This is a genomic window from Kitasatospora sp. NPDC056731, assembly GCF_040687675.1.
Lineage (GTDB): Bacteria > Actinomycetota > Actinomycetes > Streptomycetales > Streptomycetaceae > Kitasatospora.
The window spans coordinates 13085-38369 of the sequence record NZ_JBFBNR010000017.1 but is presented as its reverse complement, the minus strand read 5'-3'; the positions used below and the strand labels follow the sequence as shown (position 1 = coordinate 38369).

The window sequence follows — 25285 nt, the reverse complement described above, 5'->3', positions numbered from 1 at the left end:
TTCTGTGCGTTCTGTCGGTGTGACCTGGTAGTACTTGGGAGCGATGAGCAGCACAGGGGAGACGGAGAACACGGAGAACGGGGCCGAGCCGGAGCAGCTGGCGTTCATCCGGGAGACGGTCAAACGGGCCAAGCCCCGGACGTGGCGCGGCGCCAAGCGGGCCGAGCACCTGCCGGTGGCCCGGGTCGTGGTGGACAAGGGCGTGCTCACCATCGACAAGTTCTTCGACTACGAGGTGCCGGCCGCGATGGCCGAGGAGGCCCGCCCGGGCGCCCGGGTGCGGGTGCGCTTCGGCGCGCGCGTGGTGAAGGGCCAGCGCGAGGGCGGGGAACTGCACGACGGGTTCATCGTCGCCCGGCTGGAGAAGAGCGACTTCCCCGGCCCGCTCGCCCCGCTCGCCCAGGTGCTCTCGCCCGAGCCCGTGCTCACCCCCCAGCTGCTCCGGCTCTGCCGGACCGTCGCCGACCGCTACGCCGGCACCCTCGCGGACGTCCTCCAACTGGCCGTACCGCCCCGGCACGCCAAGGCCGAGGCCGAGCCCTCGCCGCCGGCGCTCCCGCGCCCCCCGGCCCCAGCCCCCGGGGGCTGGCAGCGCTACCCGGCCGGGCCCGACTTCCTCGCCGCGCTGGCCGACGGCGGCGCGCCGCGCGCCGTCTGGGCGGCGCTGCCCGGCCCCGGCTGGCCGTACGAGATCGCGCGCGCCGTCGCCGCCACGCTGGCGGGCGGGCGCGGCGCGCTCGTCGTGCTGCCCGAGGGGCGGTCGGTGGCCCGGGTCGACCAGGCGCTCACCGAACTGCTCGGCGCGGGCCGGCACGTGGCCCTGGAGGCCGACCTCGGCCCGCGCGAGCGCTACCGGCGCTGGCTGGCGGTGAGCCGAGGCTCGGTGCACGCCGTGATCGGCACCCGCGCCACCATGTTCGCGCCAGTGCGCGACCTCGGGCTGGTCGTCGTCTGGTCCGACGGCGACAACAGCCACAGCGACCCGCGCGCCCCCCACCCGCACGTGCGCGAGGTCGCGCTGCTGCGCGCCGCCGAAGAGGGCGCGGCCGTGCTGCTCGGCGGCCACGCCGTCACGGTGGAGGGCGCGCAGCTGGTCAGCACCGGGTGGGCCCGCCCGCTGACCGCCGACCGGGAGACCGTGCGCCGGATCGCGCCGCGGGTGCGGACCGTCACCGACCAGGACCAGCACCGCGACGGCGCCGCCCAGTCCGCCCGGCTGCCCTCGGTGGCCTGGGAGGCCGCCCGGGAGTCGCTGGCCGCCGGGCACCCGGTGCTCATCCAGGTGCCCCGGCGCGGCTACGTGCCCCGGCTGTCCTGCGCGCGCTGCCGCACCCCCGCCCGGTGCCGGCGGTGCGAGGGCCCGCTGGAGGCGCCCGCAGCCGACGCCGCGCTGAACTGCGGCTGGTGCGGGGAGGCGGAGACGGACTGGCACTGCCCCGAGTGCGGCCCGTTCCGGCTGCGCGCCCAGGTGGTCGGCGCCCGGCGCACGGCGGAGGAACTGGGCAAGGCGTTCCCGCGCATCCCGGTGCGCACCTCCGGACGGGACGCGGTGCTGGCCACCGTCCCGGACGAGCCGTCGCTGGTGATCTCCACGCCCGGTGCGGAGCCGGTGGTGGACGGTGGCACCGGGTACGGGGCCGCGCTGCTGCTGGACGGCTGGGCGCTGCTCGGCCGGCCCGACCTGCGGGCCGGGGAGGAGACGCTGCGGCTCTGGCTGGCGGCCGCCGCGCTGGTCCGGTCCGCCGAGGAGGGCGGCTCGGTGGTCGTGGTCGCCGAGCCGTCGGCGCGGCCGGTGCAGGCCCTGGTCCGCTGGGACCCGCTGGGCCACGCCGGGCTGGAACGCGACGAGCGGGCGCAGCTGCACTTCCCACCGGTGTCGCGGATGGCGTCGGTCAGCGGCAGCCCGGCGGCCGTGGCCGACCTGCTGGGGCTGATCCGGCTGCCCTCGGAGGCGGACGTGCTCGGGCCGGTACCGGCCCCGGCCCTGCGCGGGGAGGAACAGGAGCGCGCGCTGCTGCGGGTGCCGCCCGGGCAGGGGGCGGCGCTGGCGGCGGCCCTCAAGGCGGCACAGATCGCGCGGATCGCGCTGCGGACGCCGGAGGCGGTCCGGGTGCGGGTGGATCCGACCGACATCGGGTGAGGCCGGCGGGGGCGGGGTGAGTGGCCACCCCGCCCCGGATGGCGTTGGTCGGACGGCGGTGTCAGCCGCGCAGCGGGATGCCGGTGCGGTCGATCGGGGTGCGGTCGATCGGGGTGCGCTCGGGGGTGGTGCGGTCGACCGGGGGGCGGTCGAGGTTGCCGCGGTCGAGGGCGTTGCGGTCGAGGGCGTTGCGCTCCAGGGCGTTGCGGTCGAGGCTGCTGCGGTCCAGGCCGCCCTGGCGGGCCGCCGGGACGGTCGCCGCCAGGCCGCCGGACGGCACGGCGGGCAGCTCCTCCGAGCGGTCCGGGCGGCCCTGGCCCGGGACGGCACCGCTGGCGGCGAGGAGTTCGCTGGTCGGGCGGCGCATCCCGTACCGGCGGTGCACGGCCTGCTTGGTGACCCCGAGGGCCGAGCCCACCGAGTCCCAGGAGAAGCCCAGCGCCCGGTCGAACTCGACCGCCGCCGCGACCAGGGTCTCCACGCTCTCCCTCAGCTCCTGCGCCAGGCGCACGGTCGGCGCGGGCGCCCGTCCGTACACCACGAAGCCGGCCGACGTGCTGGGCCGGCGCGGACGGTAGACGTTGCCCAACTGGGCGGTGAGCGTCCGCAGCGCGTCGACCTGCCGCCTCACCCGCTCGATGTCCCGCACCAGCAGGTGCAGGCTCGCCCGCGCCCGGGCGTCGTGGTTGATCTGCTCGGCCATGGCCTACGTGCCACCTTCCGTACGGTTCAGCTCGGCCGGGGCGCGGTGTCCCGTGCGCCCGGCCCCGGTCAATCTCACTTGACCAACGCCGAAGCGGGGGCCGGGGTAACGCCGCCGGGCAGACTCGGGATATGCCAGAAGCCGGTGCCGGAGTGGGGGAGGGGCGTTCGGGGCCGCGCGAAGGGCGGTGCGAGGGGCCGCGCGAGGGGCGGTGTGAGGGCATGGGCGGCGGGCCGGGTGCGTTGCATAGACTTGCCGGGAACCCGTAGTTGCCCGCAGCCCCGCACCCTAGACGGACAGGAGCCCGTACCCCGTGGCGATCCAGCCGATCCGGCTCTTCGGAGACCCCGTCCTGCGGGCCACCGCCCAGCCGGTGACCACGTTCGACAAGGAACTGCGCACCCTGGTCGGCGATCTCACCGAAACCATGCTCAACGCCCCTGGTGCAGGCCTTGCCGCGCCCCAACTCGGCGTCTCCCTGCGGGTGTTCACCTACCACGTGGACGGTGTCACCGGGCACCTGATCAACCCGGACCTGTCGCTGACCGAGGAGGAGCAGGACGGCCCCGAGGGCTGCCTCTCGCTGCCCGGCCTGCGCTACGACACCAAGCGCGCCTACGGCGTGGTCGCCAAGGGTTTCACCATGTACGGCGATCCGGTCACCCTGGAGGGCACCCGGCTGCTCGCCCGTTGCATCCAGCACGAGACCGACCACCTCGACGGCATCATCTTCATCGACCGGCTCGACCGCGAGCAGCGCAAGGCCGCGCTGAAGGCGATCCGCGACACCGACTGGGGCGGCGCGCCCGCGCCGGTCGTCAAGGTCTCCCCGCACAGCACGTTCGGCGCCGCGCGCTGAACCCTCTGACGCCGACCCTTCTGGCGCTGAACCCTCTGATCTCCAACGTCTTCTTGCAGAAAGGCACTTGATGCGTCTCGTCTTCGCCGGCACCCCCGAGGTCGCCGTTCCCGCCCTGGACGCCCTGCTCGCCTCCGACCGGCACGAGGTCGTCGCGGTGGTCACCCGCCCCGACGCCCCCGCCGGGCGAGGGCGCAAGCTGGTCGCCAGCCCCGTCGCCCAGCGCGCCGAGGAGGCCGGGATCGAGGTCCTCAAGCCGGCGAAGCCCAGCGACCCGGAGTTCGTCGCCCGGCTCACCGAACTCGCCCCCGACTGCTGCCCGGTGGTCGCCTACGGCGCGCTGCTGCGCCCCGGCACCCTGGAGATCCCCAAGCACGGCTGGGTCAACCTGCACTTCTCGCTGCTGCCCGCCTGGCGCGGCGCGGCCCCCGTCCAGCACGCGGTGCTGGCCGGCGACGAGGTCACCGGCGCGGCCACCTTCCTGATCGAGCAGGGTCTGGACTCCGGTCCGGTCTACGGCGTGATCACCGAGGAGATCCGCCCGACCGACACCAGCGGCGAACTGCTCACCCGCCTCTCGGTGTCCGGCGCGCGACTGCTCACCGCCACCATGGACGGCATCGAGGACGGCTCCCTGCACGCCCTCCCGCAGCCGGCCGAGGGCGTCACGCTCGCCCCGAAGATCACCGTCGAGGACGCACGGATCGAGTGGAGCCACCCCGCCCTGCGGATCGACCGCGTGGTGCGCGGCTGCGCCCCGGCGCCCGGCGCCTGGACGGAGTTCCGCGGCGAGCGGCTGAAGATCACCGGGCCGGTGAAGCTGCTGACCGACTCGTCCGCCCTGGCGCCCGGGGAGCTGGCCGTGGTCGGCAAGAACAGCGTGCGGGTCGGGACGGGCAGCCACGAGGTCGAACTCGGGGAGGTCCGCCCGCAGGGGAAGAAGGAGATGCGGGCGGCGGACTGGGCGCGCGGGGCGCGGCTGGAGTCCGGGGAGCGCTTCGGCTCCGAGGGCTGAGGCTCAGGTTTAGCGTTACTGTTCGTCTGATAGCCACCGATAACCACCGCAGCACCTTGAGGCACCCTGTGACCACCCCCAGCGCTCAGCGCGCCCCCCGCCCGCACCGCCGCCCGAAGAAGGACCCGGCCCGGATCGTCGCGTTCCGCGCGCTGCGCGCCGTCGACGAGCGCGACGCGTACGCCAACCTGATCCTGCCGTCGCTGCTCCGCGAAGCCGAGCAGAAGGGCATGGACCGGCGCGACGCCGCCCTCGCCACCGAACTCGTCTACGGCACCCTGCGCTTGCAGGGCACCTACGACGCGATCATCGCCGCCTGCATCGACCGGCCGCTCAGCAAGGTCGACCCGCCGGTCCTGGACGTACTCTCGCTCGGCGCCCACCAGCTGCTCACCACCCGCATCCCCAGCCACGCGGCGGTCTCGGCCACCGTCGAGCTGGCCCGGGTGGTGCTCGGCGACGGCAAGGCCAAGTTCGTCAACGCCGTCCTGCGCCGGATCAGCGCCCACGACCTGGACGCCTGGATCGAGAAGGTCGCCCCGCCGTACGAGAAGGACGCCGAGGACCACCTCGCCGTCGTCCACTCGCACCCGCGCTGGGTCGTCTCCGCGCTCTGGGACTCGCTCGGCCGCTGGCAGCCCGACGCCTCCGGGCGCAGCGCCCTGGAGGACCTGCTGCGCGCCGACAACGAGCGGCCCGAGGTGACCCTCGTCGCCCGCCCCGGCCGGGTCGACGTCGGCGAACTCGCCGACGCGCTGCCCGAGGCCGAGCCCGGTCGCTGGTCCCCGTTCGCGCTGCGGCTCGCCGAAGGCGGCGACCCGGGCTCGCTGGAGGCCGTCCGGGACAACCGGGCGGGCGTCCAGGACGAAGGCAGCCAGCTGGTCGCCCTCGCCCTGGCCAACGCCCCGCTGGACGGCCCGGACCGGCTCTGGCTGGACGGCTGCGCCGGCCCCGGCGGCAAGGCCGCGCTGCTCGCGGCGCTGGCCGCCGAACGCGGCGCCGGGCTGGTCGCGAGCGAGAAGCAGCCGCACCGCGCGCGGCTGGTCGCCCGGGCGCTGGAGGGCAACCCCGGCCCGTACACGGTGATCACCGCGGACGGCACCCGCCCGGCCTGGCGCTCCGGCGGCTTCGACCGGGTGCTGGTCGACGTGCCGTGCTCCGGCCTGGGCGCCCTGCGCCGCCGCCCCGAAGCGCGCTGGCGTCGCCGCCCCGCCGACGTCGCGGCCTTCGGCCCGCTCCAGCGGGACCTGCTGCGCTCGGCGATCGACGCCACCCGGGTCGGCGGGGTGGTCGGGTACGCGACCTGCTCGCCGCACCTCGCGGAGACCCGGGCCGTCGTGGACGACGTGCTGCGGGCCGAGGGCGGCCGGGTCGAGTGGATCGACGCGCGCCCGCTGCTGCCCGGCGTCCCCGCGCTCGGGGACGGGCCGGACGTGCAGCTCTGGCCGCACCTGCACGGGACGGACGCGATGTACCTGGCGCTGCTGCGGCGGACGGCGTGATCCGCTGATCCGGTGATCCCGTGACCCGGTGGGGGGGACTGGGGAGGGCGGTGCGCTCAGCCGGGTGAGGGGGGCTGCGGCCGGGCGGGCGGGGGGCCGGGGAGGTCGGTGAGGAGGGCGTGGGCCTGGGCGCGGAGGCGGTCGACCGGGGGGTCCTCGCAGATCACCTCCAGGCCGAGCCCGCTCGCCTGCCCCCGGTGGTAGTACGACTGGTAGGCGAGGTAGGGGCGGTGGCCGTCGGTGGGGTCCAGCCCGACGGCGAGCGTCGCGAAGTGGGTGCGCTCGTTCTCGGTGCGCTCGAACTCCGTCCGGGAGAGCCGCCATTCGAACTCGTACGGCTCCGGATCGGACGGCAGGTCCAGCAGCGCCTGGGCGAGCCGGCGGACGTCCTCCGGCCCGGCGAACGGGAGCGACTCGGACCAGCGGGGCGCGGCGGCGAGCAGCTCCCAGCCGCCGCCGTTGCGGCTGACGGACAGTGCCCACTCGCCGTCCTGGTCGTGCCAGTGGCAGCTGAGGATCGGATCCATGGTGGTCAACCTCCTTGTGAGGCTTGGCCGTTCGGCTCTCCCCATCGTGGCACACCGGACCGCCGAAGGGGGCCGGGCGGGGCGGCCGGCGGGGGCGCGTGGGGATTTCGGGCCGGGGGTGGTCAGTCGGTGGCCGGGTCCGGCGCGGGGTGCCAGGGGCGGTCGGCGCGGGTCGGGCGGGCTGCGGCGGTGAGGCGCAGGGCGTACACCTCGCGGTCGGTGGCCGGGTGCGGGACGGGGCCGAGGTAGTCGTGGCCGGTCAGGTGGCACCAGGCGGGCAGGTCGAGGGGGGCGGCGGGGTCGGTGGTGTGGATGTGCACCACCGCGCCGGCCGGCAGGTCGGCGATCCGGGCGCGCAGGCGCAGCAGCAGTTGGACGCAGAGCAGGCCGGTGCCGTCGACGGTCAGGTCGGGGGCGGGTTCCTGGCCGGGCTGCTGCCCGGGGGTGTGGGTCATGGGGTTGCTGCCCTTCGCGGTGGTGCGGCGGTGCCGGGGTGCAGGGGTGCAGGGGTGCCGGGTTCAGCCTAGGAGGTGGGCCGGGGCGGGGCGCTGGGAGGGTTCGGAAATCCGGGTGACGGCCGCGAGGGGGCGGTGTTACGGTGGGGGAGTTCGTGTTCGACCAGGATCAAGGGAAACGAGGAGGTGGGGTTGATGACCGCGCCCAAGGCCGTCGCCGTGTGCAGCGCCCGGACCACCCTCACGTCCCGGGCGTCGGCCTGACCTTCCCCCCAACCCCCTGTCCCCGCTGGGAGCGTGAGCTCGCGGGGCCGAGGACGCATTGACGCCCTCGGACGAACACACCACTCCGGAACGGATCCTCGTTCATCATGACCACGTTCAACGTGACCTCGCACACCCCCTCGCACTCCCCGTGGACCACCCGCGTCGAGACCGCCGCGGACGCCGCAGCCGTCCGGGAGATCGTGCTGGCCGCCTTCGACACCCCGGGGGAGGCCGACCTCGTCGACGCCCTGCGCGCGGACGAGGCCTGGATCGACGAACTGTCGCAGCTCGCCCTCGCCGAGGACGGCCGTCCGGTCGGCCACGCCCTGCTGACGCGCTGCCACATCGGTGGCACCCCGGCGCTCTGCCTGGCACCCGTCGCCGTCCTGCCCGAGTACCAGCGGACCGGTGCCGGCTCCGCCGCCACCCGCGCCGCCCTGGAGGCGGCGCGGCGGCTGGGCGAGCGCTTCGTCGTCGTCCTCGGACACCCGGACTACTACCCGCGGTTCGGCTTCGGCCGGGCCTCCGGGTACGGGATCGGGCTGACCATCGAGGTGCCGGACGAGGCGCTGATGGCTCTCGCCCTGGACCCGGAGCGGCACCCGTTGCCGTCCGGGACGGTGCGGTACGCGGCGCCGTTCGGGATCTAGCAGTTTCGTAGTCGGACGGTTCGACAGTCCGACGGTTCAACAGTCCGCTAGGCCCTGTCCGGCAAGATCGGCCGGACAGGGCCTAGTCGCGGGCTGTGGCCGCCCCCGGCCGCTGGTCGGGGGCGGTACCGCCGAGGCGGGTGAGCAGGACGGCGAGGCGGTCGAGGTCGTCGGGGCTCCACTGGTCGGGGGCGAAGAGCTCGGCCGCGACCTTCCGGGCCGTGTACAGCATCTCGGCGAGCCGTTCGCGGCCGGTCGGCGTCAGGGCCGCGTAGGCGACCCGGGCGTCGCGGGCCGCCGCCTCCCGGCTCACCAGACCGATCCGCTCCAGTGGCGCCAGTCCGCGGGTGACGCCCGAGGCGGTGACGCCGAGGGCCTCGGCGAGGTCGACCCGGCGCATCCGGCCGCCGGGGGCGTGGCCGAGGTGGAGGAGCAGGGTGAAGTCGGACAGGCTCACGCCGTGCAGGCGGCTGAGGCCCGCGTCGAAGCGCTTGGCCACGGCGGCCTGGGCGCGGACCAGCCGCAGGGCGGTGTCCAGCGGGTCGGGCTGGGTGCCCGGGTGTGGGTCGGTCTGGGGGTTGGCCTGCGGGTCGGCCGGTGGGTTCGTGTGCGGGTTGGCGTGCGGGTTGGCGTGCGGGTCTGTCATTGCTACCTCCTTGACTACTCAAGCATACCGGTGCGGTGAGCCGTCAAGGAGGTAGCGGGAGGGGGGAGGGGGCTAGCCGGCGTTGGCGGCGCGGCGCTGCCGCTTGCCGAGCGGTGCCTGCGAGAGGTCCTCGGCCTGGGAGCGCAGGTTCTTGTAGCCGTAGCCGCGCTCGGCCAGCCAGGCCCGCGCCGCCTGCTCGGCCCGCTCGGCGGCCGCCAGGATGTCCTCCTCCGCCTCGCCCGAGTCGAGGAAGCGGAAGGTGAAGGCGGCCCGCGCGCCGAGGTCGTAGCTGAGGTGTCCCTCGCGGGTGAAGGCCGCGCGCAGCACGTCGTGTTCGGGCGCGTGGGCGAGGAGTTCGGCGTGCTGCTCGGCGCTGAGGCCGTCGAAGACGCCGCGCACCATGATGCGGAAGGTTCGAGTGGTCATCCCCCGACCATAGGCAAGGCGGGCGGTCGACCGCCAACCCGATTTCGTGCCGCTGGTCGACAGCGGATTCCTAGGCGCGCCTGGTGGGCAGGCGGGTACAGACGGTGCCGGAGGCGAGCGGGGCCGGTTCGGCCTTGAGGGTGTCGAGGGTGAAGTCCGTGGTGAGGGCGCTGATGTCGGCGGTCTGCCGGATGAGGTAGTGGTTGGCGCCGGGGGCTTCGTAGCGGGCGAGGTCGGGGACGACCGGGCGGGCCCGCAGGGCGTATTCGAGGGACTGGTTGGCGTTGGCGGCGCTGTGGTCGCCGGTGCCGTGGACGATCAGGACGCGCCGGCCGGCGAGGTGGTCGACAGGGTCGCCGCTGGGCAGCCAGGGCGCGATGCCGGCGACGCCGACGACGTTCGGGTGCCCGGCGCACCAGAAGGCGGCGCGCCCGCCGAGGGAGTTGCCGATGAGGACGACGGGTACGTCGCCGTAGCGGCGGGCGAGTTCGTCGAGGGCCCAGCGGGTGTCGACGGCGGTGTCGGCGTCGGCGCCGTTCCAGCCGCTGTAGCGGTAGCGCAGCAGGTGGACGGCGAGGCCGTGCGGGCGGCCGCGGTCGGCGAGTTCGGCGGTGAGGCGGCGCAGGCCCAGTTCGGCGACCTTCAGCGGTCCGCGCCGGCTGCGCAGGAACCCGCCGGGCAGCAGCAGGGCGACGGCGTCGACCCGCCCCGTCCCGTCGTCGCCGAGTCGTGGGGTCAGTTGTGCGGTGCGCGGCCGCTGCGCCTGGAACACGCGAAATCCCTCCCTGGTGTCTACCTGCGGATTCTACGGTTCCGCGGGCGGGTCGCGGTGCGTGAGCAGGGGCCGCAGGGCCCAGCCGCTGGCGCGGGTGCGGGGCCTGCGTGGACTGGGCCTGGCGGGCCGACTCGCCTCCGGGTACGAGGCGTTGGGGCGAGGCGTCGGGGTGAGGTCAGGAGGGGCGGCCCGGCTGGTCGCCGCCGCCGGTGGAGCGGCTCCGGCCGGAGAGCAGGTCCTGCATGCTTGGGAGCTTCCGGCGCTGCGAGCCGGTTTGCGCGCCGCTCTGGGAGCCGGTTTGCGTGCCGGCCGGCGGGGCGATCGAGCGGCGGGGTTCGGTGGCCGGGCCGAGGCCGGCCTTGGCGGCCGCGTCGGCGAGGAAGTCGGAGGCCTGGCGGCGGGCGTTGTCGACCGTGCGGCGCAGGCTCTCGGCGTCGTTGCGCAGCTTGTCGGTCTGCCGGCGCAGCAGGTCGGTGCGCTGTTCGGCCTCGGTGAGCTGCTTGAGGCTGGCGGCCGCCCGGGCGGCGGCCTCCCGTTCGAGCTCCTCGCCGCGCTGCTGGGCGTCGGTGACGATCTGTTGCGCCCGGGCCTCGGCATGGGCCCGCTGGTCGGCGAGGTCCTGGTCGAGCTGGCGGCGGCGCTGGGCGATGCTGGTCTCGAACTGCAGCGCGACCTGGGCGGCCTGGTCGCGGGTGTGCTGGAACAGCGCGTCCGCCTCCCGTCGGCGGGCAAGGACGTAAGGGTCCTCCTCGGCGGCGGGGACGTCCCGGACGGTGGCGTGGTAGCCGGCCGGGGGCTGTTCGGCCTGCTCGGCGAGCTGGAGCAGGCGTTCGGCGACCTGGTCGGCGTGCGGCGGCCGCCGGTCGGGGTCCTTGGCGAGCAGTTCGAGGACGAGGGTGTCGACGTCGGCGGGCAGGCCGGGCCGCAGGGTGCCGGGGGCGGCCGGGTGGACCTCGCCGTGCTGGCGGATGAGTTCGTAGAGGGTGCCGCGGAACGGCGTGCGGCCGGTGAGGAGTTCGTACAGGAGGCAGCCGAAGGCGTAGAGGTCGGAGCGGGCGTCGAGGCCGCGGCTGTCGAAGCGTTCGGGGGCCATGTAGGCGGGGGTGCCGACGATGACGTTGGTGCTGGTGATGCCGTCGTCGGCGGTGCCGACCCGGGCGATGCCGAAGTCGACGACCTTGACCTCGCCGGAGGACTGGATCATCACGTTGGCCGGTTTGACGTCCCGGTGGACGACGCCGGCCCGGTGGGCGGTGGCGAGGGCCTGGGAGATCTGGACGGCCCAGGTGAGGGCCTGGCGCAGGGGCAGCGGCCCGTCGCCGAGGTGGCGGCTGAGCGGGGCGCCGTCGAGCAGTTCCATGACCAGGAAGTAGAACGGCCGGCCGGCCTCGTCGTGTTGGCCGAAGTCGTGCACGGTGACGATGGACGGGTGGTTGAGCGCGCCGGCGGTGGCCACCTCGCGGACGAACCGGGCCGCGTCCTTGGGGGTGTTGTTGCTGCCCGGGAGCATCACCTTGACGGCGACGAGCCGTTGGATCCGCGCGTCGCGGGCCTTCCAGACCGCGCCGAAGGCGCCCTCGCCGATCTGCTCGACCAGCTCGTACCGCCCGTCGAGTACGTCGCCCGGCTGCATCCCCGCCCCTTTCGCGCCCCGGTGCCGCGCCCCGGCCCCCGGGCCAACCTACCGTCCGTCGGTGGGGTCGGGAGTTTTCCGTTGTCTTTGTTCAGGATCCAGCGAGGCTCTGCGATCATCCGATGATCGTCGCTCATGCGGTGGGCGGCGCTTGACGGGGGAGTGACCGACATGGCCGAGGGGCCCGTGGACAGTGCCGCCGGGGCCGGGTGGGCCCGAAGGTCCGTCCGCCGCGCCAGGGGCGGGTTCGCGATGGACAAGGAGGCCTGGATGGTGGTCTCCGGCGGGGTGCTGGGGGCCATGTTCGCGAGCATGGGCCTGGCCGTGCTGATCGGGCCGTCCCAGGGGTACGGCGGCGAGAGCCTCGACTTCATGGGCATCGTCAGCATCCTCGGCCTGATGCCCTGCGGGGCCGGCCTGCTCTGGGCGCTGCTCCACCCCCGGCGCGGCTTCCCCGCGGTCGCCGTCGGGATCCTGTTCGGGCTCGCCGTGTTCGTCTCCTTCGCCGGGACCGGCCTCAACGACGCCTGGGAGGCGCCGCTGGACCGGCCGTCGTCGATCCGCGCCGTCGGCAGCTGGACCAGCGGGGACGTGGTGGTGCGGGTCCGGCCCGACCAGGTGGTGGCCTACCGCGGCGCCACCGGGCAGGTCGCGTGGCGGTGGACGCCGCCGGGCGAGGACTCCGTCTGCGCCATGAGCCGCGGGACGGGCCACGGCCTCGGACTGCTCGGCCACTCCCCGCACGACCGGCCGTGCGCGGCGGTGACGGCGCTCAACCTCGCCAACGGCACGGCCGCCTGGACCGCCGCGGCGGACGCGCCCGGCCGCGTCGGGGACACGGCGGCGCCCGATCTGCTCGCCGTCGCCGGGGACGAGGCCGTCCTCCAGGAGCGGACCGGCTGGCGCGCGGTGCACCTGGCCGACGGGCGCGCTTCCTGGCGCGGCGACGCGGACGCCGGCTGCGCGCCGTTGCAGGTGGCGGGCGGGGCGGCGGAGGTGGTGACGGTCGCGCAGTGCGGCGACGCCGCGCCGGTGCTGCGGTCGCTGGCCCCGGCGGACGGGCAGGAGCGGACCCGGGTCGCCCTGCCGGTCACGGGCGGGCTGAAGGACGTCGCGGTGGTCTCCACCGAGCCCCTCGCGGTGTGGGTCGACGCGCAGGGCGAGCGCGGGACGCACGCCGTCCTCAGCTTCGACGGGGCGGGGCGGCAGCGGGCGTCGATCCCGGTCGCGGGGGACGAGTACGACCTCGACGTCATGCTGGGCGGCGCCCACGCCTACGACGCGTTCGCCGCCCGTCCGCTGTTCGGCGGGGTGGTCGTCGGCGACCAGCTGATCGTCCCCGGCGAGAAGCCGGACGACGTCCGGATCAGCGGGGGGAAGAACCCCAGCCGCATCGCCACCGGGCGCCTGGTCGCCTACTCGCTCGCCGACGGCGGGAAGCGCTGGACGTCCGGGCTGGACGACCAGGTGACGGGGCTGCTGGTGGACGGCGCGTCGGTGTGGGCGCTGACCCGGGACAAGCTGACCCGGGTCGACGCCGCGACCGGGCGACAGAGCAGCCAACTGGACGTCAACGACTCGAAGTCCGTCCACCCGGTGGACCTGTCGGTCTCCGGGCCCGGCCGGTTCACGGTGGTGGCGGAGGACGGCACGCGGGACGAGCCGCCGGCCCGGGGCATGGGCTGAGCCGGTCCGTCCCCCGCCTGGTCTCTCAGCTCGGCCCTTGACCGCCCGCTGTTCGTCACGCTCGGTGACGGTTGCGGCCCGGGGTGCCGCCCCGAGCGGCTGTGTCAGGCTGGTGGGGGAGCACCGCCGAGATCGGGAGGCTCGTGATGGCCGAGATCAGGGTGAACGGGGTGTCGCTGCACTACGAGGCCCGTGGCGAGGGGCCCGGCGTCGTCCTGGTGCACGGCTCGTGGAGCGACGCCGACAGCTGGGCGCGCGTGATGCCGGGCCTGGCCGAGTCGACCACCGTCGTCGCCTACGACCGGCGGGGCCACAGCCGCAGTGAGGACCCGCTCACCCAGGGTTCGGTCTACGAGGACGCGGCCGACCTGGCCGGGCTGATCGAGGGGCTCGGGCTCGCGCCGGCGTTCGTCTGCGGGAACTCGTACGGTTCGCTGATCACGCTGCGGCTCGCCGCCGCCCGGCCCGACCTGCTGCGGGGGATCGCCGTGCACGAGCCGCCCGGCGCCGGCATCCTGCTCGCCGACCCCGAGCTGCGGCCGGTCGCCACCGCGCTCGCCGACCGGATCACCGCCGTCCGGGAGCTGCTGGAGCAGGCCGAGTCGGCCGCGGCGGCGGAGCTGTTCGTGGAGACGGTCACCTTCGGGCCGGGGGCCTGGGCGCAGCTGCCCGCGCCGGTGCGGCACACGTACGTGCGCAACGCGCCGACGTACCTGGACGAGCTGCGGGACCCGGACGCCCTGGACCTCGACCTGACCGCGCTGGCCCGCTTCACGGAACCGGCCCTGCTCACGCAGAGTGACAACAGTCCGCCGATGTACGGCGAGGTGCTGGACATCATCGACCTCACCCTGGCGAAGGTGGAACGGCACCTGTACCCGGGTGCTGGCCACGCACCGCACCTGTCGCAGCCGGAGGAGTGGGTGCGGGTGGTGCTGCCGCGCGCCCTGGCGTGAGCCGTCACTCCGGGCGCGCGCCCGGCTCGTTGCGCGCGGGGGCGCAACGGGCCGGGCGCAACGGGGGCGGAACGAGCTGAGCGCAACGGGCCGGCCGTACGCGTCAGTTGGGCGAGGCGCCCCAGCCGTCGTCCGGGAGGGTGCGGTCCGGCTCGGGGCAGTCGGTGTGGTCGTAGCCCCACAGCAGGGCCTTGTTCAGCAGCCAGTCCTCGGGCGGTGGCGCGTCACCGCCCTCGCGGTCCGCGTGGCCGTCGAGGGCCTGGTGGCCGTCGCGGTCGGTGAGGACGAACGCCACCCGGACCTCCTCGGCCACCGCCACCTCCAGGGTGCGCTGGTCGGGGACGTTCTCGTACGTCACGGTCTCCCAGCGGCAGCCGGCGGCGGTCAGCGCGGCGATCAGGGCCGACTCGGTGACGTGCGTGTCGAGCGTCAACAACCCGCCGCCGGCCAGCGGGAGTTCGAGTTCGCCGTGCCACACGGGCAGGGACAGCGACTGGAGCCGGCGGCAGTGGCAGAACACCGTCTGCACGTCGCCCCAGCTGAAGCCGTGCGGCCAGCGGGACTCGCGGTGGATCCGCCCGCCGTCCCAGGGATCGCCGTAGTGGGCGGCGAGTTCGGGCAGCGAGGCGTTGTAGCGCAGCCCGTCCGGGCCGTCCAGGCCGCCGGTGGCCGCCAGCGCGGTGAGCCGCGCGAGGAAGTCCGTCACCCCAGGCACCCCCGCACCGCCTCGATCAGCCGGTTGGCGCGGGCGTCGCCGTGGCCGATCATCCGGTTGGCGACGTAGCCGAAGCCGACGCCGAACTCGTCGTCCCCGAAGGCGAACTGGCCGCCCGCGCCGTCGTTGCCGAAGCTGCGCGCGCCCAGCAGCGGGCGGAAGGCGGGGGAGTCGAGCAGCAGGCCGGAACCCCAGCGGGCGCCCATGTCGAAGCCCAGGAAGCCCGCGCCGGAGGAGACTTCGCGCACCGCGTCGGTGACGGTCTCGTGCGAGAGCAGGCGCGGGCCGCCGTCCAGGCCGGTGGCGGCCGCCGCGTACAGCCCCGCCAGCCCGGTGGCGGAGGCGACCGCGCCCGCGCCGGGCAGCTCGATCGCGTGCAGGGCCGGGTCGTTCCAGCCGTGCGGCACGTCCAGGCCGGGGAAGACCAGGGCGCCGTTCATCGTCACGATCCGGGTCAGCAGGTGCTCCGGGCCGGGCATCGGGCGGCGGCCCTCCGCCTCCACCAGCCGGGCCAGGTGCGGGAGTTCGCTCTCCGGCAGGCCGATCCAGACCGGCAGGCCGAGCGGCTCGGCGATCTCCTTGCGGAGGAACGCGCCCGGCGTGAGCCCGGTGATCCGGCGGATCACCTCGCCGACCGCGAAGCCCAGGACGTGGCCGTGGTACTCGTAGGCCGTGCCGGGCTCCCAGAGCGGCTCCTGCTCCTCGATCGCGCGGACGACGGGAGCCCAGGCGGCGATCTCCTCGAAGGAGAGCACCGCGTCCAGGGCCGGGATGCCCGCGCGGTGGCCGAGGATCATGCGGGTGGTGATGTCCTGCTTGCCGTGGCGGGCGAACTCGGGCCAGTAGCGGGCGATCGGCGCGTCGAGGTCGAGGCGGCCCTGCTGGGCGAGCAGGTGGGTGCTGATGCTCACCGCGCCCTTGGCGCAGGAGAACACCGGGACGACGGTGTCCTGCGTCCAGGCCCGGCCGGTGCGTTCGTCGGCCGTCCCGCCCCACAGCTCGACCACCTTGCGGCCGCCGGAGAACACCGTGACGGCGGCGCCGAGTTCGGGGAACTCGTCGAAGTTGCGGGCGAAGACGTCCGCCACGGCGCCGAACCGTTCATCGGCCCAGCCCTGGTACTGCTGCATGGTGTTCCGCCCCGTCCTCTGGTCCTCGTGGAGCCGCTGCCCCAAGATCGTCGACCGGACCACGGTACGGGGTCGGGCCGCTCGGCACGACCGGTTTCCCGGCCAGCGGTCGGGGCGGCCCTCGTCGGGCGGGGAGCCGTCGTCGGGCATGAGGGTAGACGACTGGGGAGGGCTCGGAGTGGATCGTGAAGCACTGGACGCGCTGACCGCGCTGTGGTCCCAGCGGTGGCCTCAAAGGGGCGGACGGCCGGTGCCGCCCGCTGTCCCCGGTCGTCACGCCGGGGCAGCGGGCGGGCTGCACGCAGTTCGAGCCGGTACCGGAGAAGATCCGTGTCCCGCGGACAGGGCCGGGCAGGCCCCGGAAGACGCCCGACAGCGTGGCCGCCGACAAGGCCTACAGCAACGGACCGTGCCGCGCCTACCTGCGCAGGCGCGGCATCCGGCACACGATCCCGGAGAAGGCGGACGGTCAGGCCGCCCGCCTGCGCAAAGGCTCACGCGGCGGGTGCCCGGTGAGAGTTCTCCATTGGGCCCCGTTCACCAGGTCACGGGCAGTGACCGCATCCCGTAGATGAACGACTCGGTACGGAACTCGCGCTCGCCGGCCGGCCGCAGCCCCGGCAGCCGGCGGAACAGCGTCTCCAGGGCGATCTGGAGTTCGGCGCGGGCCAGCGGCTGGCCCAGGCACTGGTGCACGCCGAAGCCGAACGCCAGCTGCCGCCGGGCGTCCCGGTACAGGTCCAGCTCGTCCGTCGCCCGATGGCCGGCGCCGCCGAACACCGCCTCGTCCCGGTTGGCGGTGGAGAGCATCGCCATCACGCCCTCCCCGGCCCGGACGGTGACGCCGCCCAGCTCCACGTCCTCCAGCGCCACCCGGGGCAGGCCGGTGTGCACGATGGTCAGCAGCCGCAACAGCTCCTCCACCGCGCCCGGCAGGGTGGCCGGGTCGGCCAGGCCGGGGATCTGCTCGGGGTGCTCCAGCAGCAGCGCGGTCGACAGCGCGATCATGTTCGCGGTCGTCTCGTGCCCGGCGACCAGCAGCAGCACGCTCATGCTGGCCGCGTCTTCCGGGGTCAGGTCGTCCCGCGCCGCGAGTCGGCTGAGGACGTCGTCCTCCGGCTGTGCGCGCTTGCGGGCCGTCAGGTCGCGCAGGTAGTCCAGGATCTCCTCCTGGGCCTCCCGGAGCTGCTCCACGGTGCTCTCCTGGTTGAGCATCGTGCGGCTCAGGTTCTGGAAGCGGTCGTGGTCCTCGTACGGCACGCCGAGCAGCAGGCAGATCACCAGCGAGGGCACCGGCAGCGCGAAGTCGGTGACCAGGTCGGCCGTGGTCCGGCCCGCGGTCATCCGGTCCAGTGCCTCGTCCACGATCCGCTGGATCTCCGGGCGCAGCGCCTCCACCCGCTTGACCAGGAATTCCCCGGTGAGCATGCGGCGCTGGCGGGCGTGCTCGGGGTCGTCGAGCCGCAGGAAGTCCGGATTGTCGGTGATCAGCTCGCGAGCGCCGGCGACCAGCAGCGGGAAGGCCGGGTGGCGTATGTCGGCACTGAACCGGCGGTCGGACAGCACGGTGCGGACCTCGGCGAAGCCGGTGACCAGCCAGCAGAGGTCGCCGTCGGGCAGCTCGGCCCTGGTCACCGGCCCGGTGGCGGCGGCCTCGGGGTACGCGGGCGGCGGGCCGAACGGGCAGCCGCCGGAGTGCCGGGCCGGCAGTGGGAGGACGGGGGTGGTGGGTGCGGTGGTCAAGGCGGGGGTCTCCTCACGTCGCGGGTGTTCTCGTGGGGTTCGGGGCCCGGGAAGGTTCCCGGCGGCCTGCGGGGCCGGCGGCGGGGGTCCGTCAGGCCCCGGTCCGCGCGGGCTCGTCCCCGGTGACGGTGATCGCCCGGCCCGGGCAGAGCTCGGAGGCGAGTCTGACGTCGTCGAACTGCTCGGGCAGCACGACGGTCTGACGGAGCATCACAAGACTGTCCCGGTCGTCCTGGTCGAAGACCGCGGGGGCGTTCATCACGCACATGCCGGAGCTGCAGCAACGGTCCCGGTCGACGCTCACCTGCATGTCGGGCACCTTTCGCCAGGGCGGCGCCGACTGCCAGGCGGCCGCCTCTCGTTGTCACGGTCAACCTAGCCATCGCTGGTCCGTTCACGGAGGGGTACGGTGGCCGGATCGAGAATGGCTGATTCGGCCCCTGTGTGTGAACCCCCATTGCGGCGCTATGCGTTTCAGCCCGCGGTACTTCGCCGGACGGGTCGGCGGACCCGGCCGCGCGGACGGCCTCACAGGCCCTTCGGCGGTGGCCAACTCCCGTACGGAGGCCACCGTGTCGGCCTCGGCGGCGCTCTTGTCCGGCCGGTAGCGCACCACCCGGGCGAACCGCAGGGCCAGCCCGGCGGGGTGGCGGGGGCTGCGCCGGAGGCCGTCGAAGGCGACCTCGACGACCAGTTCCGGCCGGACCAGCACCGCCCGGGCGTCCCGCCCGGTCTCCCGGGCGAGCAACTCGCCGGTCTGCCAAACGAGCGTCCGGTCGGTCAGCCCCTTGAAGGTCGTGCCGAGCATCGCCCATGGGCCGAGCCCCGGCTCGCCCGCCGCCCGGCCGCCCGGATTCGACAAGGAGCGCGACAAGAAGCGCAATGTCGTCGAGCGCGCGATCAACAAGTTGAAGAACTTCCGCGCCGTCGCGACCAGGTATGACAAGCGCGTGTACATCTTCCTCGGCACGGTCACTGTCGCCGCACTGGTCATCTGGCTCCGCTCATGATCGCGCGGACAGAACCCAGGGGGCCGACGACGGGCATCACGGGACCTCCCGTGATGCCCGCGGTGCGGACGGCGCCGCCCGCCGTCAGCTGCGGCCGGTGACGTAGAGGGGCTTCATGTCGACGACCGTCGCGGTGACGGTGTGCCCCAGGCCCTCGCGGGCGGCGTTGGTGAGCACGCCGGGGTCGGCCTCGGCGTGCTCGGCGAACAGGCCGCCGAGGCCCCGGGCGCGGGCGTACTCGGCCTTGGCGCGGACGGAGCGCGGGGTGTCGAGGGAGAGGAAGACGCCGGTGCTGGGGTTGTGGAGGTAGTCGGCGTCGGCGACGGCGTCCGTGTACAGCTCGAAGCCGTTGCGGCCCTTGCCCTGCTCCAGGTCGAGGTAGTTGCGCAGCACGTCGGCGCAGGTGCTCGTGCCGGGGGCGAAGGAGCCGACCGTCTCGCCCGAGCCGTTGTCGTACCTGCCGCGCAGGGGCGAAATGCCGGTGATGTGTGCGTGCTTGGCGTTGCGGGTGGTGGTGGCGTAGCCGAGGTGGATGCGGTGAGGAGCCACGCCGGCGTGCTCGATGAGGTGGGTGACGGCGTTGTCGACGCAGTCCGTCTGGCCGCTGTTCTGATCGCGGCGCAGCGAGGTGTGGTGTCCGAGCCCCTCGGACCAGGGGCTGCCGAAGAAGTCGAAGGACATCAGGTCCAGTCGGTCGGCGCCGGCCTCGACCAGGAGCGGGACGTTCATCGCGTCGAGTTGGGCGGCGGAGGCCGGCACCGCGACGGCGATCGTGGCGTTCCGGTCGGCGGCGGACAGCGCGGCCTTGGTCTCGCGGATGAGCTCGGCGAAGTTCCCGGCGTCCTCCGGGCCGTACCCGGCCTCCGGGGCGCCGGCCGAGCCGGGCCAGCGCCAGTCCAGGTGGAGGGTGGAGAACATCGGGAAGGCACGGAAGATCCGTACGGCGGACTGGGCGAACCGCCGCCGGGAGGCGGGCTCCTGGGCGATGGAGTGGAACGCCTCGCTCAGGTCCCAGCCGCCGATGTGCAGGCCGACCGAGAGGTTCGGGTTGCGCTCCTTGAGGCGCCGGGCGGCGCCCAGCAGGCCTTGGGCCTTCGGCTGGGTGGACAGGCCCTGGTAGTCGTTGGAGACCCAGCCGTCGAACCCGTAGCCGAGGTAGGCGGCCGCCGCGCTCCAGGCGTCGATGAAGGTCACGGCGCCGCGCTCGGAGGAGGCGATGCCGAAGTCCTGGGCGGCCTGGGCGGTGGCGGCCGCCAGGCTGCCCTGGCCGCCGACGAGGCCGACCAGGCCGAGGACGATCTCATCGAAGGCGCCGTTCGCGGCCTCCAGCCGGGTCAGGTCCGCGCCCGGCCCGCCGGTGGGGCCGCCGCTGTCGTCCGTCAGGCGGCTGTCGTAGGCCCAGGTGGTGTCCAGGAAGCCGGACACGGTCTGCTCGCCGCTGCGGCGGTAGGTGTTGAAGGCGGGCTTGGCGACCCGGCAGGGGGTGTAGGAGAGCTTCGAGTCCTCCCGCGCCGGGTCGAAGCCGTTCATCTTGTACGTGCGTTCGGCCGCGTCCACGGCGTGGCCGTTGAGGCCGGGGTCGGACGGGTACACCAGCTCGCTCATGGCATGCGCTCCCTGTGGTGGTGATGACGGAATGCGCCCGGATCGACGCCGGGCGTGATCACGCTTGGGAGCGTAATGGCGGGAGCTGTGAGTGTGGGGCAGTTCGGATGAACTGGTTGACGGTCGATCAGATGAGCGGTAATGCCGACGCCGCTCGCCGCGGGGGACGCGGTGAGCGGCGCCGGGTGCGGACTCGGGGATCAATGGAACCAGCCTGCTGGTGACCGGCTGTGATCGCCGGCGCCGTATCGGCTCCAGGTCCCGGCCCTCGGTCAGTGGTTCGCATCGAGGGCGCCGTTGGCGAGCAGTGCGCGGAGTTTGAGGACGACTCCTGGCGCCTGACCCTCAACGCCGACGGCGTCCGCTGCGACGACCTCGCCGCCGACGCGGAGCCGGGCGACATGGTGATACGAGGCGCGGCGAGCGACCTGGTCCTCTACTGCTACGCCCGCATCCCTCTCGACAGTCTGGAGAACACCGGCGACACCGAGCCGATGGAGCAGCTCGCAGAGTGGGACCCGAACGCGTAAAACGCGCACCTGTGACGCATCTACCGGTTGTGCGCGCGCTCCTGCGGGCGCCACTGGGCCCGGGGTTAGGTCCTGTCCGGCAAGATCGGCCGGACAGGGCCTAGATGAGAGTGACGATCTTTCCTCGGGTGTGTCCGCGCTCGGAGTGGGCGTGAGCCTGTGCGATCTCTTCCAGGGGGTAGGTCCGTTCGACGCGTGGCGTGTAACGGCCCTGCGCGCCGAATCGGGCGGCTTCGGCGAGGAGCACGGGGTCGTTCACCGCATTGGCCAGGTGGACGCCCAGGCGGCTGGCATTCATGTAGTCGGCGACCGTCACAACGCGGTTCGGGCTTCCGGCGATCTTGACGAGGTCCGCGAGGGACCCGGAGGCGGCGGTATCGAGCACGAGGTCAATCCCGTGGGGGACCAGGTCGGCGAGTCGTTCGGCAAGGCCCGTGCCGTAGGTCGTGGGAAGGGCGCCGAGGCAGGAGAGGTACGCGTGGCCGACGAGGCGTACGGGCAGGTTCAGCACCTGCGGTTCTGGCTGGAGGAACGCCGCATCGCCCACGTGATGGCCACCAAGGTCAGCGACACGGTGATCACCACCAATGGGACGAACACCCGCGTGGACGCCCTGATCAACTCGCTGCCCCGGCAGGCACGGAGGCGCCTGTCCGGCGGCCAGGGCGCGCATGGCGAGCGGATCTACGACTGGGCTCGTGTCGCGATCCGCCCGGTGTGGGAGGACAGCTTCGGGCACTGGGTCCTGGCTCGCCGATCCGTCAGCGACCCCAGCGAGATCGCCTACTACGTCTGCTACGGCCCCGTCGGCACCCGTCTCAAAGACCTGGTCAAGGTGGCCGCCGCCCGGGCCCAAGAAGCCGCAAAAGGGGCACCAGCGACGACGAAAACGAGCTCATACCCCTGAGCGTCCCCGAGATCCGCCGCTTGATGGGCCACCTCATCGTCACACCCCGCCACCACACCAACGAGCACCATCTGCGCTGGTCACGCTTCCGCCGACGCAGCCAGGCCCGAGCCCGCCGCTCCCACCACAAACGCCGAGGCCACAACCCCCAGATGCGGTTGCAGTACTAGTCGCCGGGGATGCCGCCTACGGCGGGCACGGCGAGAATGTCGAGGGAAAGGGTGAGGTGACGGGCGGTCATGCCTTTGTCGACGGTGATACCGAATGCGTACCTGTCGATTCTGGTGGTGGCGCGGAACCGGATTCCATCGGCTGTGAATTCCGGCTGCTCGACGGTAAGTTCGATGGGCTGCGTAGTGGTTTTGACGGTCAGCTCTCCGCGCAGGACGTACCCGGTGTCCGTGGACTGGACGGCGTTCGAGGCGAAGGCCATGTGGGGGTGTGCGGCTGTGCCCAGGTACTTGGGTGAGCGCACGACCCTGTCGCGGGTACCGCTGTCGGTCGAGAAGCTGTCGGCATCGATGACAGCCGTGGCCGACGACTGCGTGGGCTCGGCGGCGACGTGCACCTGCCCCGAGGTAAGGTCGAACGTTCCGCGCACGGCGCCCAGGCCGAAGAAGTGGCGCGTGGTGAAGGCGATCGTGCTGCGTCCGGCGTCGATGGTGTAGGTGCCGACTGCAAGGGTGGCCGGTCGGTCGTCCGAGGTGTGCGGCACATGAATCCTTAGGGAGGGGCAGTCGGTTCCGCGGTGGGGGCGAGGACGGCTGGGAGTGCTCCGTGTCAGAGGCCTCCGGGGCCTGTCCGCCCGGTCGTGGTTCCGTCGTTGCGCAGGCCCACGGGAAGGTCTCTTCGGCGTTTGACGTCGAGTTCCGGTACACGCGTGTCAGGCGCTGCTCCACCCTACTTGCGTTGATGCGCAGTTGCCTGGCGATTCGGAGATTGGTGCAGTCCATCACGGTCGGCTGCGGCGACCCGTCGCTCGGAGCCGGCGATGGAGGTGCCACCGTCGGCACCCCGAGGCTGTCTCGAAGCGGCCGCGAATAGGCCACCGACTCCAGCTCTGGGTAGGGAGATTCGATAGGACCCGCTCGGCGTCCCGCCGCACTGCGGGGCGCCGAGCCCCGAAATGCAAATCGTCCTACCCGAGGGGCGACTCGACCTGCTCGACCATCAGCTCATCAGCACACAGACATACCAACGAACCCAACACCACATCCGTCACGCAGATGCGGTTGCAGTATTAGGCGGTGAAGCGGGGGTCGTGGGCTTCGATGGCTTGGATGAAGGCGGTCCATTCGGCCTGGTCGAAGGCGAGGTGGGGCCGGTTCGGGTTCTTGTCGTCGCCGAGCCAGACGTCACCGTTGGGGAAGCGGGCGACGATGATGCAACTGCCGTTGTCGTCACCGGAGAAGGGGGACTTGGTCCAGTCGGCGTTGGCGGGGTTGTGGTCGTAGGGGTCGTGGCGGTCTCGCATCTTGGCCTCCTGGTGGGTGGTCAGGGGGTGAAGCGGGGGTCGTGGGCTTCGATGGCTTGGATGAAGGCGGTCCATTCGGCCTGGTCGAAGGCGAGGTGGGGGCGATTCGGGTTCTTGTCGTCGCCGAGCCAGACGTCGCCGTTGGGGAAGCGCGCGATAACCACGCAGTTGCCGTTACCTTCCCCGGAGAAGGGGGACTTGACCCACTCGGCGTTGGCGGGGTTGTGGTCGTAGGGGTCGTGCTTCTTGCTCACGTCAGCTCTTCCAACTTACGTTCAAGTGCGGTGATGGTGTCCTCGGGCGACAACGCGAATCGCTTGACGCGAGCGAAGACCCTCTCGGCACGCCGTACGTCGCGTCCCCGTCTGCGTGGGAGCATACCGCCGACGGCTTCGATGAATACGAAGCCATTTTCGAGGTCGCCGGGGAACCGCATGAGCGTGAGTCCGGAGTTGAGGACTCCAGGGCGTCCGGCACTCAGCGGCACCATCTGCAAGGTGACGTTCGGGTACTGAGCCACCTTGATCGCATGCCGGATCTGCTCGGTGAGTACCTGCTGATCGCCGGCGACCAGCAACGCGACCTCACCGAAGAACGCCTCGAAGGTGAGCAGAGGGTCTCTGGTCAGCCGGCGTTGGCGGAGAATGCGGACCTCGGCGCCCGCATCGACCTCCTCCTCGTTGGGTGCGTCCGTTCCGGCGGCGATCATCTCCTTGGCGTAGGCCTCGGTCTGGATGAGGCCAGGGAAGCCCGAGAAGAAGTAGTCCACCATGTGCGAAGCGTCGGCTTCGAGCGCGAGGTACTCGGCGAACGCGGGCGTGATGGCGTCGGCATAGTCGAGACTGCGCCACCACTGCTTCGGCGGGCCACCCCCGAGCAGGTTCTCGTAGTACTCGCGGTCGGCGCCGGTGACTCCGTAGCAGTCCAGAAGGGTCGCCAGATCGGCGGCTCCGACTGGCTGTTCGGCGCGCTCCATCTTGCTCAGACGAGCCGCGCTCCACCCTTTCAGTCCCTTCGTGACCTCGACCAGCTTCTTGTTCTGATCCACTCGCAGCGCGCGAAGCTCGTCGCCGAGTCTGATCTGCCTGATGGCGGAGAGGTCAGTGCTCAAGTGGGTTCCCTCCCTACGGATGTTGATGGTCAGTCTTGCTGCTGCGGGCGCCTCGACTCAAGCCGTTTCAAGATCCACCGATTTTCTAAGGCGTTCAGGTTGCCTTTTCGAATTCCGAGGCTCCACACTCACTGTGACCGCACGAACACGCCACTGAAGGTGTGGGGTGACTCATGTCCACCTTGCGTAACCCGGTCCTCCGAACCTGGGAGACCACCCTCACCGAGCACGAAACCTCGGTCCGTACTGCCCGCCGCCTGGTCCGTGACCAGCTCACTTCCTGGGGCTGGGTCGGTGACCCGGTCGACGACCTCGTCCTCATCGCCTCCGAGTTCGTGACCAACGCCGTCGTCCACGCCTGTCACGGCGACGGCGAAGTCCGGCTCTACCTCCAGGAGTTCGACGGCGGCTGCCGCCTCGAAGTCTGGGACCCCCGCAGCGACCTCCCGCTTCGCGAGCCGCGTCCGGGCCGTTTCAACGAGTGCGGCCGTGGGATCGAACTCGCCCGCCGGCTCGCCGTCGACTTCGGGGTGATCGCGCGGTGCGGCGCGGGCAAGCGCGTCTGGGCGCGCGTCCTCCGTACCGCGGACAGCAACGTTCCCTCGCCCGAAAGTTGAGCGTCATCAAGCTCGCCACCACGGCTGCGATCACCGCCGCCAGCCTCGCCCTCGCCTGCTTCGCCTCGAACCTCGTCCCGCCGCGCGAGCCGGCCACCGCCGACGTCGTCTGGTGGACCACCCTGGCCGCCGCCCTGATGACCGGCATCAACCGCCACGGCGACAACTCCGACGACGACAACGACTGAACCGAGGAGCCCCCC

General features: G+C 73.1%; 28 protein-coding genes and 3 pseudogenes. 13 read left to right on the top strand and 18 right to left on the bottom strand.

Going from position 1 to position 25285, the window contains the following annotated elements:
• The first annotated feature begins 43 nt into the window (after positions 1-43).
• Positions 44-2140 carry a primosomal protein N' gene (locus tag AB0R04_RS19480; protein WP_363372715.1) on the top strand — a complete coding sequence of 699 codons (2097 nt, stop codon included), beginning with the start codon at positions 44-46 and terminating at the stop codon, positions 2138-2140.
• A 61-nt stretch (positions 2141-2201) separates the two neighbouring features.
• On the opposite strand, the gene AB0R04_RS19475 is transcribed toward AB0R04_RS19480, so the two are convergent.
• The gene (locus tag AB0R04_RS19475; RefSeq protein WP_363372713.1) at positions 2202-2843 is read right to left on the bottom strand and encodes a hypothetical protein; all 642 of its coding nucleotides are present in this window, start codon (positions 2841-2843) and stop codon (positions 2202-2204) included.
• Between the two features lie 313 nt (positions 2844-3156).
• On the opposite strand from AB0R04_RS19475, the gene def reads away from it, so the two are divergent.
• From def to AB0R04_RS19460, 3 genes are all read left to right on the top strand, one after another.
• Complete coding sequence (gene def / locus AB0R04_RS19470; protein WP_363372712.1) at positions 3157-3702, top strand: peptide deformylase; 546 nt, start codon at positions 3157-3159, stop codon at positions 3700-3702.
• A gap of 70 nt (positions 3703-3772) precedes the next feature.
• Complete coding sequence (gene fmt / locus AB0R04_RS19465) at positions 3773-4717, top strand: methionyl-tRNA formyltransferase (RefSeq protein WP_063346749.1); 945 nt, start codon at positions 3773-3775, stop codon at positions 4715-4717.
• A 68-nt stretch (positions 4718-4785) separates the two neighbouring features.
• Complete coding sequence (locus AB0R04_RS19460) at positions 4786-6219, top strand: transcription antitermination factor NusB (protein ID WP_363372709.1); 1434 nt, start codon at positions 4786-4788, stop codon at positions 6217-6219.
• A gap of 56 nt (positions 6220-6275) precedes the next feature.
• Here the strand turns inward: AB0R04_RS19460 and AB0R04_RS19455 are convergent, their stop codons facing one another.
• Positions 6276-6746, bottom strand: coding sequence for a hypothetical protein (locus tag AB0R04_RS19455; RefSeq protein ID WP_363372707.1), 471 nt, complete (start codon positions 6744-6746; stop codon positions 6276-6278).
• A gap of 122 nt (positions 6747-6868) precedes the next feature.
• Positions 6869-7201 carry a sulfurtransferase TusA family protein gene (locus AB0R04_RS19450; RefSeq protein ID WP_063346746.1) on the bottom strand — a complete coding sequence of 111 codons (333 nt, stop codon included), beginning with the start codon at positions 7199-7201 and terminating at the stop codon, positions 6869-6871.
• A gap of 371 nt (positions 7202-7572) precedes the next feature.
• Here AB0R04_RS19450 and AB0R04_RS19445 point away from each other — a divergent pair, with 371 nt between their 5' ends.
• A complete protein-coding gene (locus AB0R04_RS19445) occupies positions 7573-8118 on the top strand; it encodes an N-acetyltransferase (protein WP_363372705.1) in 546 nt (181 codons plus the stop codon).
• Between the two features lie 82 nt (positions 8119-8200).
• On the opposite strand, the gene AB0R04_RS19440 is transcribed toward AB0R04_RS19445, so the two are convergent.
• The 4 genes from AB0R04_RS19440 to AB0R04_RS19425 all read right to left on the bottom strand — a co-directional run bounded on the left by AB0R04_RS19440 (position 8201) and on the right by AB0R04_RS19425 (position 11598).
• Positions 8201-8764, bottom strand: coding sequence for a MarR family transcriptional regulator (locus AB0R04_RS19440; protein ID WP_363372702.1), 564 nt, complete (start codon positions 8762-8764; stop codon positions 8201-8203).
• A gap of 72 nt (positions 8765-8836) precedes the next feature.
• On the bottom strand, positions 8837-9190 hold the full coding sequence (locus AB0R04_RS19435) for a DUF6204 family protein (RefSeq protein ID WP_363372700.1): 354 nt from the start codon (positions 9188-9190) through the stop codon (positions 8837-8839).
• Positions 9191-9260: 70 nt separating this feature from the next.
• Positions 9261-9962, bottom strand: coding sequence for an alpha/beta hydrolase (locus AB0R04_RS19430; protein ID WP_363372699.1), 702 nt, complete (start codon positions 9960-9962; stop codon positions 9261-9263).
• A gap of 178 nt (positions 9963-10140) precedes the next feature.
• Positions 10141-11598, bottom strand: coding sequence for a protein kinase (locus tag AB0R04_RS19425; protein WP_363372696.1), 1458 nt, complete (start codon positions 11596-11598; stop codon positions 10141-10143).
• A gap of 171 nt (positions 11599-11769) precedes the next feature.
• On the opposite strand from AB0R04_RS19425, the gene AB0R04_RS19420 reads away from it, so the two are divergent.
• Together AB0R04_RS19420 and AB0R04_RS19415 are read left to right on the top strand one after the other, a co-directional pair.
• On the top strand, positions 11770-13284 hold the full coding sequence (locus tag AB0R04_RS19420; RefSeq protein WP_363372695.1) for a PQQ-binding-like beta-propeller repeat protein: 1515 nt from the start codon (positions 11770-11772) through the stop codon (positions 13282-13284).
• 146 nt (positions 13285-13430) lie between these two features.
• Positions 13431-14240, top strand: a complete 810-nt coding sequence (locus AB0R04_RS19415; RefSeq protein ID WP_363372692.1) for an alpha/beta hydrolase — start codon at positions 13431-13433, stop codon at positions 14238-14240.
• Positions 14241-14343: 103 nt separating this feature from the next.
• Here the strand turns inward: AB0R04_RS19415 and AB0R04_RS19410 are convergent, their stop codons facing one another.
• Together AB0R04_RS19410 and AB0R04_RS19405 are read right to left on the bottom strand one after the other, a co-directional pair.
• Entirely contained in the window at positions 14344-14946 is a 603-nt protein-coding gene (locus AB0R04_RS19410) for a hypothetical protein (protein ID WP_363372690.1), read from the bottom strand.
• Complete coding sequence (locus tag AB0R04_RS19405; protein WP_363372688.1) at positions 14943-16085, bottom strand: serine hydrolase domain-containing protein; 1143 nt, start codon at positions 16083-16085, stop codon at positions 14943-14945. The genes AB0R04_RS19410 and AB0R04_RS19405 overlap by 4 nt, the downstream gene beginning before the upstream one ends.
• A 254-nt stretch (positions 16086-16339) precedes the next feature.
• On the opposite strand from AB0R04_RS19405, the pseudogene AB0R04_RS19400 reads away from it, so the two are divergent.
• A pseudogene (locus AB0R04_RS19400) lies at positions 16340-16660 on the top strand (transposase); the annotation flags it as partial.
• Here AB0R04_RS19400 and AB0R04_RS19395 read toward each other — a convergent pair.
• The 3 genes from AB0R04_RS19395 to AB0R04_RS19385 form a co-directional block, all read right to left on the bottom strand.
• On the bottom strand, positions 16623-17828 hold the full coding sequence (locus AB0R04_RS19395; protein ID WP_363372685.1) for a cytochrome P450: 1206 nt from the start codon (positions 17826-17828) through the stop codon (positions 16623-16625). The pseudogene AB0R04_RS19400 and the gene AB0R04_RS19395 overlap by 38 nt on opposite strands.
• 91 nt (positions 17829-17919) lie before the next feature.
• Positions 17920-18138: a ferredoxin gene (locus AB0R04_RS19390; RefSeq protein ID WP_363372684.1), complete on the bottom strand. Its 219-nt coding sequence runs from the start codon at positions 18136-18138 to the stop codon at positions 17920-17922.
• Between the two features lie 84 nt (positions 18139-18222).
• Positions 18223-18636 carry a hypothetical protein gene (locus AB0R04_RS19385; protein WP_363372683.1) on the bottom strand — a complete coding sequence of 138 codons (414 nt, stop codon included), beginning with the start codon at positions 18634-18636 and terminating at the stop codon, positions 18223-18225.
• 58 nt (positions 18637-18694) lie between these two features.
• On the opposite strand from AB0R04_RS19385, the pseudogene AB0R04_RS19380 reads away from it, so the two are divergent.
• Positions 18695-18838 (top strand): annotated as a pseudogene (locus AB0R04_RS19380) (transposase); the annotation flags it as partial.
• An 84-nt stretch (positions 18839-18922) separates the two neighbouring features.
• Here the strand turns inward: AB0R04_RS19380 and AB0R04_RS19375 are convergent.
• Entirely contained in the window at positions 18923-20443 is a 1521-nt protein-coding gene (locus AB0R04_RS19375; RefSeq protein WP_363372680.1) for a glycosyl hydrolase family 18 protein, read from the bottom strand.
• A 275-nt stretch (positions 20444-20718) separates the two neighbouring features.
• Between AB0R04_RS19375 and AB0R04_RS19370 the strand changes: the two genes are divergently transcribed.
• On the top strand, positions 20719-20973 hold the full coding sequence (locus AB0R04_RS19370; RefSeq protein ID WP_363372677.1) for a hypothetical protein: 255 nt from the start codon (positions 20719-20721) through the stop codon (positions 20971-20973).
• Between the two features lie 100 nt (positions 20974-21073).
• On the opposite strand, the pseudogene AB0R04_RS19365 reads toward AB0R04_RS19370, so the two are convergent.
• A pseudogene (locus AB0R04_RS19365) lies at positions 21074-21454 on the bottom strand (zinc-binding dehydrogenase); the annotation flags it as partial.
• On the opposite strand from AB0R04_RS19365, the gene AB0R04_RS19360 reads away from it, so the two are divergent.
• On the top strand, positions 21452-21880 hold the full coding sequence (locus AB0R04_RS19360) for a hypothetical protein (RefSeq protein WP_363372675.1): 429 nt from the start codon (positions 21452-21454) through the stop codon (positions 21878-21880). The pseudogene AB0R04_RS19365 and the gene AB0R04_RS19360 overlap by 3 nt on opposite strands.
• Positions 21881-22046: 166 nt before the next feature.
• Here the strand turns inward: AB0R04_RS19360 and AB0R04_RS19355 are convergent, their stop codons facing one another.
• The 4 genes from AB0R04_RS19355 to AB0R04_RS19340 form a co-directional block, all read right to left on the bottom strand.
• Entirely contained in the window at positions 22047-22595 is a 549-nt protein-coding gene (locus AB0R04_RS19355) for a YceI family protein (RefSeq protein WP_363372673.1), read from the bottom strand.
• Between the two features lie 525 nt (positions 22596-23120).
• Positions 23121-23354: a DUF397 domain-containing protein gene (locus AB0R04_RS19350; protein WP_363372670.1), complete on the bottom strand. Its 234-nt coding sequence runs from the start codon at positions 23352-23354 to the stop codon at positions 23121-23123.
• Between the two features lie 20 nt (positions 23355-23374).
• Positions 23375-23608, bottom strand: a complete 234-nt coding sequence (locus AB0R04_RS19345; RefSeq protein ID WP_363372667.1) for a DUF397 domain-containing protein — start codon at positions 23606-23608, stop codon at positions 23375-23377.
• The gene (locus tag AB0R04_RS19340; RefSeq protein WP_363372665.1) at positions 23605-24465 is read right to left on the bottom strand and encodes a helix-turn-helix transcriptional regulator; all 861 of its coding nucleotides are present in this window, start codon (positions 24463-24465) and stop codon (positions 23605-23607) included. Before AB0R04_RS19340 ends, AB0R04_RS19345 begins: the two co-directional genes overlap by 4 nt.
• A gap of 173 nt (positions 24466-24638) precedes the next feature.
• Between AB0R04_RS19340 and AB0R04_RS19335 the strand changes: the two genes are divergently transcribed.
• Both AB0R04_RS19335 and AB0R04_RS19330 read left to right on the top strand, forming a co-directional pair.
• On the top strand, positions 24639-25082 hold the full coding sequence (locus tag AB0R04_RS19335; RefSeq protein WP_363372663.1) for an ATP-binding protein: 444 nt from the start codon (positions 24639-24641) through the stop codon (positions 25080-25082).
• On the top strand, positions 25079-25270 hold the full coding sequence (locus AB0R04_RS19330) for a hypothetical protein (RefSeq protein WP_363372660.1): 192 nt from the start codon (positions 25079-25081) through the stop codon (positions 25268-25270). The genes AB0R04_RS19335 and AB0R04_RS19330 overlap by 4 nt, the downstream gene beginning before the upstream one ends.
• The last annotated feature ends 15 nt before the right edge of the window (positions 25271-25285 follow it).